At 71.5% G+C, this 6,017-nt stretch carries 6 protein-coding genes; 1 reads left to right on the forward strand and 5 read right to left on the reverse strand.

The features are described 5' to 3' along the window. Positions 1 to 377: amidohydrolase family protein (locus AB0C29_RS29615; protein ID WP_360826839.1), on the reverse strand; the 377-nt coding region annotated here is incomplete at its 3' end. Between the two features lie 209 nt (positions 378 to 586). On the opposite strand from AB0C29_RS29615, the gene AB0C29_RS29620 reads away from it, so the two are divergent. Then, entirely contained in the window at positions 587 to 1,153 is a 567-nt protein-coding gene (locus tag AB0C29_RS29620; protein ID WP_360826842.1) for a hypothetical protein, read from the forward strand. Positions 1,154 to 1,195: 42 nt separating this feature from the next. On the opposite strand, the gene AB0C29_RS29625 is transcribed toward AB0C29_RS29620, so the two are convergent. The 4 genes from AB0C29_RS29625 to AB0C29_RS29640 form a co-directional block, all read right to left on the reverse strand. Further along, a complete protein-coding gene (locus AB0C29_RS29625) occupies positions 1,196 to 2,344 on the reverse strand; it encodes a DUF6986 family protein (RefSeq protein ID WP_360826845.1) in 1,149 nt (382 codons plus the stop codon). A 2-nt stretch (positions 2,345 to 2,346) separates the two neighbouring features. Further along, positions 2,347 to 3,894 carry a malate synthase A gene (gene aceB / locus AB0C29_RS29630; protein ID WP_360826848.1) on the reverse strand — a complete coding sequence of 516 codons (1,548 nt, stop codon included), beginning with the start codon at positions 3,892 to 3,894 and terminating at the stop codon, positions 2,347 to 2,349. Positions 3,895 to 4,079: 185 nt separating this feature from the next. After that, positions 4,080 to 5,552 (reverse strand): DUF1996 domain-containing protein, encoded by a 1,473-nt coding sequence (locus tag AB0C29_RS29635; protein ID WP_360826851.1) that lies wholly within the window; start codon positions 5,550 to 5,552, stop codon positions 4,080 to 4,082. Positions 5,553 to 5,734: 182 nt separating this feature from the next. Further along, a partial coding sequence (locus tag AB0C29_RS29640) for an amidohydrolase family protein (RefSeq protein ID WP_360826854.1) occupies positions 5,735 to 6,017 on the reverse strand: 283 nt, incomplete at its 5' end.

The following is a 6,017-nucleotide window of genomic DNA, read 5'->3' on the forward strand; positions in this document are numbered from 1 at the left end:
CCGCCCCAGAAGCCGACGTCCACGTGGATCTGACCGCGGGCGGCGTCCTGCTTGACGGCCAGCGCGTCGGCGTCGACGGTCGGCGGCAGGCTGTTGTGCGGCATGTCCACGATGGCGGTGACCCCGCCGGCGGCCGCGGCCCGGGTGGCGGTGGCGAAGCCCTCCCACTCGGTGCGGCCGGGCTCGTTGACGTGCACGTGGGTGTCGACCAGCCCGGGCAGCAGGGCGAGGTCGCCCAGGTCCACGTCCTCGGCGGCCTCCAGCACGGCCGCGTAGTCGTCCACGGCGACGATCCGGCCCCCGGCGACGGAGACCGCGGCGGGCTGCTCGACGCCGCCGACGACGGCACGACGGGACCGCACCACCAGATCGACCATGCGCCGAGCCTAACCGCCAACTGTTGCCACACGGCTACGTCGGGTGAAGCCGAGCCACAAGATCACAATCGGGTGTCCGGTTCCCGACCGGGCGGATCATCGGGGCTGAGCGAAGCGCCGGCGGCCGGTATAAAGATCGCGCAGCGGGCGCAACCCCCCGACGCATGACCCGAGGGGGACGTGGAGTGCCGACCGTGCCGACCCGCCGCATGACCTCACGCAAGGTGGCCCTGACCGCCGCGTTCCTCACTCTGGCGGCGGGCGGCACCGCCGCCTGCGACACCACTTACGACGACTACGACGACTCCACCTACGCCTACGACTCCGACGGCAACAACGCCGGGCCCGGATCGGGGTCGGGGTCGGGTTCGGGGTCGGACACCGGCGCGGACTCGTCGGACGAGGAGCAGTACGAGGACGAGGACGACAGCGGGGACGACAGCGGGGACGACGCCGGGGACGACGAGGAGCAGGCGCCGGTCGACGAGGTGTTCTACTGCGCCGACGAGGACGGCGAGATCGTCGATGAGGACCTCTGCGCCGACGCCGACGAGACCTCGTCGTTCTTCCTGTACCACTCCCCGTTCTACGCCCATGGCCTCAAGCCGGGCACGTACCTGGACGGCGGCGACTCCTTCTCGGCCGGCGACCGGGCGACCCGGCGCGCGTTCAAGCTGCCGCCGACCGGCAAGGTCGGCAACGGCACCGTCAAGACCAACGTCGTCGGCCGCGGCAGCACCGGCTCCGGGCTGTCCAGCGGCACCTCGGGCGGCTGAGCGGTCCACCGCCCAGAGCAGAGCCGCCCAGAGCAGAGCCGCTCAGAGCAGTGCGGTCAGCTCCTCCCGGGTGAAACCGGCGTCGTCCAGCGCACCGCAGTCCAGCCCGCGCAGCAGATAGCCGGCCAGCGCCCGGGCCGTGGCGGGCTCGTCGAGGATGCCGCCCGACTGCCGGTCCAGGTACCGGCGCAGGCGGATCGAGGCCGCGTCGACCCCGTCGGCGAAGAAGGCGTAGGTGGCCGCGAAGCGGGTCGGCAGCTGCGCCGGATGCAGATCCCAGCCCTGGTAGAAGCCGCGTTCCAGAGAGCGGCGGACCAGGCGGTGGTGCAGCGCCCAGGCGTCGTGGACGGCCACGTCCGAGCCCACCGGGAGGATGTTGGTCGAGCCGTCGGAGAGCCGGACGCCGGTGCCGGCCGCCGCCGCCTGGATGACCGCCTTGGCGTAGTCGGCGACCGGGTGGTCCATCGCCTGGTACGCCGCCGCCACTCCGGCCGCCGCGCTGTAGTCGTACGTGCCGTAGTGCAGACCCGTGCACCGGCCGCCGGCCGCGGTGATGAGGCGGGCCACGGTCGCCGTGCCGTCCGCGCCGAGCACCGCCGACGGCAGCTCGATCTGGATCTCGAACGTCAGCGTGCCGGCGGCCAGGCCGTACCCCCGCTCCAGCGTCTCGCACAGCGCGACCATCGCGGTGACCTGGTCCGGGCCGCTCACCTTGGGCAGGGTCACCGTGAACGGCTCCTGGTGCAGCGACAGGAACAGGTCCAGGGTGCGCAGGCAGCGGTGCCGGGTGGCCGCCTCCAGCGACTTGATCCTGATCCCGACGAACGGCGGGCGTGGCCCCTCGGCCAGCACGGCCACCGCCGCTTTGACCGCCGCGTCCTCCTGGTCGTCGTCGCGGACGCCGTAGCCGTCCTCGAAGTCGATCCGCAGGTCCTCGATCGGCTCGGTGGCCAGCTTGGCCCGGACCCGGTCGGCCAGCGCGGCCGGGAACGGCAGCGGCGGGCACTCGTCCAGCGCCGCCAGCGCCTGGGCGCCCCACTGCCGGAAGCCACCGATCCGGTCGGCCGGGATGTACACCGTGTGCACCGGCTGCCGCCCGGTCCGTTCCCCCGGATACCGGGTGGCGAGGAACCTGTCGTGGGCGGCGAGCCGGTCGTCCAGGGCGGCGTAGTCCTCGTCGCTGAGCCGCATCGTCAGTCGATCGACTCGTAGGCGGCCGTCGTCAGGAAGTCCGCGAAGTCGTCGGCGAGGGCCACCCGCTCGAAGAGCTTGCGCGCGTCGTCGAAGCGGCTGCCCGCCCAGGCCTGGTCGCCCAGCGCCGCGCGGATCTCGGCGAGCTCCTCGTCCTCGATCCGCCCGACCAGGCCGGCCGTGATCGTGGTGCCGTCGTCCAGGCGTACCCCGTTGTGGATCCACTGCCAGACCTGGGAGCGGGAGATCTCCGCGGTGGCCGCGTCCTCCATCAGGTTGTTGATCGCGACCGCACCGTTGCCGCGCAGCCAGGCCTCCAGGTACTGCAGGGCGACCGAGACGTTGCCGCGCAGGCCCGCCTCGGTCACCGCGCCGCCGGTGGCCGCCACGTCGAGCAGCTGCGCCGCCTCGACACTGACGTCGTCGCGCCGGCGGTCGAGCTGGTTGGGCCGGTCGCCCAGCACCCGGTCGAAGATCTCCTGGCAGACCGGCACCAGGTCGGGGTGGGCCACCCAGGAGCCGTCGAAGCCGTCGGCGGCCTCGCGTTCCTTGTCCTCGCGGACCTTGGCCAGGGCGACCTCGTTGACCGCCGGGTCGCGACGGCTGGGGATGAAGGCGGCCATGCCGCCCATCGCGAAGGCGCCGCGCCGGTGACAGGTCGAGACCAGCAGCTCCGTGTACGCCCGCATGAACGGCGCCGTCATCGTCACCGCGGCCCGGTCGGGCAGCACCATCGCCGGGTTGTCGCGGAAGTACTTGATGATGCTGAACAGGTAATCCCAGCGCCCGGCGTTGAGCCCTGAAATGTGCGGCCGCAGCGCGTGCAGGATCTCGTCCATCTCGAACGCCGCCGGGATGGTCTCGATCAGCACAGTGGCCCGGATGGTGCCGACCGGGATGCCCAGCGCCTCCTGGGCGTACGTGAACACGTCGTTCCAGAGCGCCGCCTCTTTGTGCGACTCCATCTTGGGCAGGTAGAAGTACGGCCCGCTGCCCCGGCTGAGCAGCTCGGCGGCGTTGTGGAAGAAGTAGAGCCCGAAGTCGACCAGCGCCCCGACGGCCGGCTCCCCGTCCACCGGCAGGTGCCGCTCGTCCAGGTGCCAGCCGCGCGGCCGCATCACGATGGTCGGGTACGGCCCGTCGCCCAGCTCGTAAGTCTTCTTGTCGGTCTCCAGCCGGATCGTGCGCCGGATCGCGTCGTACAGGTTCTGCTGGCCGTCGACCACGTTCGACCAGTGCGGGGTGTTGGCGTCCTCCAGGTCGGCCAGCCACACCTTGGCACCCGAGTTGAGGGCGTTGATGGTCATCTTGCGCTCGGTCGGGCCGGTGATCTCGACCCGCCGGTCGGTGAGGTCGGCCGGTGCGGCCGGCACCTGCCAGTCACCCGCGCGCACGTCGGCCGTCTCGGCCAGGAACCCGAGGCTGCCCCCGGCGGCGATCTCGGCGCGCCGGGCCGCGCGGGCGGCCAGCAGCTCGTTGCGCCGCGGGCGGAACCGCCGGTTCAGGTCAGCTACGAACGCCACGGCCTCGTCGGACAGAATCTCGGTCACGGTCGGCGACTCCCCTCACTGCGATGGCTGGCCCCTCTCCTCGTACCGTATCGGTCTGCGCGCCCGCCGCACGGAACTCGGCCCGGACATGGCAGTGGCCCCCGCGGGGAAACGGGGGCCACTGCTTTTCTCTATCTGGGGATGAGGGCGCCCCCGGGGGATCGGGGGCACCCGGTGGTGCCGACCTAGAAGTTGCCGAACGAGTCGCACTTGGCTTTCTGGACGATGCAGTTCTTGACCCGGCTGCCCAGCGCCTCGTCCTCCCAGGCGAAGAACGCGTCGCCGTGCATCGAGGAGGCGTTGCCCGACGACAGCTTGAAGCCGGCCGCGCTGCCCGAGGTCGGGTAGCCGATCACGAAGGACAGCGACGGGATCGCCACCGGGAACTTGCCGCTCGCGCAGGTGCCGTCCGGGCCGGTCCCGCCGACGTGCGACTTGTGGTCGGGGCTGTCCAGGTGCACGCCGTCCCAGCAGTCCGGGAAGGTCAGCTGGAAGGTCAGCTCGGCGGTCTTGGCGCAGACCGGCCAGTTGCCGTCGGCGCTGCGGCCGACCTCGCCACCGGCCCCGGCGCACCAGAACTGGCCGGGAGCGCCCTTCGGGGTGGCCACCTGCCGCTTGGCGTCGCCGACGATCATGCGGAAGCCCTGCGGGAAGGGCACGGTCTTGGTCGGGTCCTTGAGACGGGAGCCGTAGTAGACCGTGACGCCGTGCGGGTTGACGGCCTTGCCGTTCTCCTGCAGCTCCGGCACCCAGTACGCGGAACGGTCCTCGCCGGGCTTGCAGCTCGATCCGGCGTTGGCCAGCAGCGTCATGGTCGTGGTGTTGGCGTCGGTGCTGTTGTTGCCCAGGAACGTGTGCATGTGCGAGGCGCCGGACATGCCCGGGAAGACGATCGGGTCGTCGGGCTTGGAGTGGCTGACCGTGCAGGAGGCGTTGAACTCGGGCACCCGTACGTTGCCGGCCGGCACGGCCTTGGGCTTCATCGCGTCGAACGCGGCCAGCTGCGCCTTCCACTTGGCCTGGTCCATGGTCACCCAGCCGTCACCGGAGGGCGTCCCACCCGGAGCGGAGGTGGTCGGTGCGGGTGCGGGCGTGGAAGGCACAGGCGTAGCAGTGGTCGCCGCTCCGAACGTGAACCAGTTGACGTTCACGAAGTCGCCGGCCTGCGCGCTCTTGAGCACCGCGAAAACGGTCTGCTGCCCCGTGGGTACGGACTTCGCCGTGGCGGTGACCGTCGTCCACTTCTGCCAGCCACCCGTACGGGCGACCGGGAATGTCGCCAGCAGTGCGCCGGTCTGCGAGCCCAGGTGCAGCTCGATCGACCCGCCCGTGGCGTTGTCCGAGGCGATCCGGGCGGACAGGCCGGCGCCGGTCACCGAGACGTTGTCGTAGCGCAGCCAGTCCCCGGCGGCGAGCCAGCCGACGTTCTTCCCGCCGTCGGCGTCGCCGGTGCCCTCGACCTGCGCGCCGGACTGGGCGGCGTACGCCTCGGCCTGCACCCGGCCCGGCACCACGGTCTCGGCGGCGCTCGCGTTGGCGATGTAGATGCCACTTCCGCCCAGCGCGGCGGCGACCGCGGCGGCCAGGGCGACCCGGGTGGTGCGCCGGCGCCGCTTGGCGACCTCGCCGGGCGCGACATGGGCTCCAGTTGTTCGCATAACCATTCCTTCACTGAGGCCGTACCGAAGCGGTGAAAGCTATTCGCCAGGGAGTATGCACAGCTCAGGAGGCTTGTATCAAGGCGCGAAAGAAGAATTGAGAATCGCCCGACAATGGCCCGCAGGTCGCGGCGATTCCGCACCCCGATAACAATTAATCGGGGCGGCTTCCTTAAGTTTGCCTAAAATCCGTCGAGCAACCGACGGTGGGCCCGACGAGCGCGCAGCGTGAGCGCGCGGGCGTCGGCGTTGACCAGCCGGCCACTCTCCACCACCGGGCGGCCGCCGACCAGGGCCAGCTCCACCGGCGCGGCCGGGCCGAGGACCAGCGCCGCGACCTTGTCGTCGATGCCGTCGTGGCCGAGCCCGTCCAGGCGCCAGAGCACCAGGTCCGCGAGCTTACCCACCTCGATGGAACCGAGGTCGTCGGCCCGGCCGAGACAGCGGGCGCCGCCCATCGTGCCG

The sequence above is a fragment of the Actinoplanes sp. NPDC048791 genome, assembly GCF_040650095.1.
Taxonomy (GTDB): Bacteria; Actinomycetota; Actinomycetes; order Mycobacteriales; family Micromonosporaceae; genus Actinoplanes.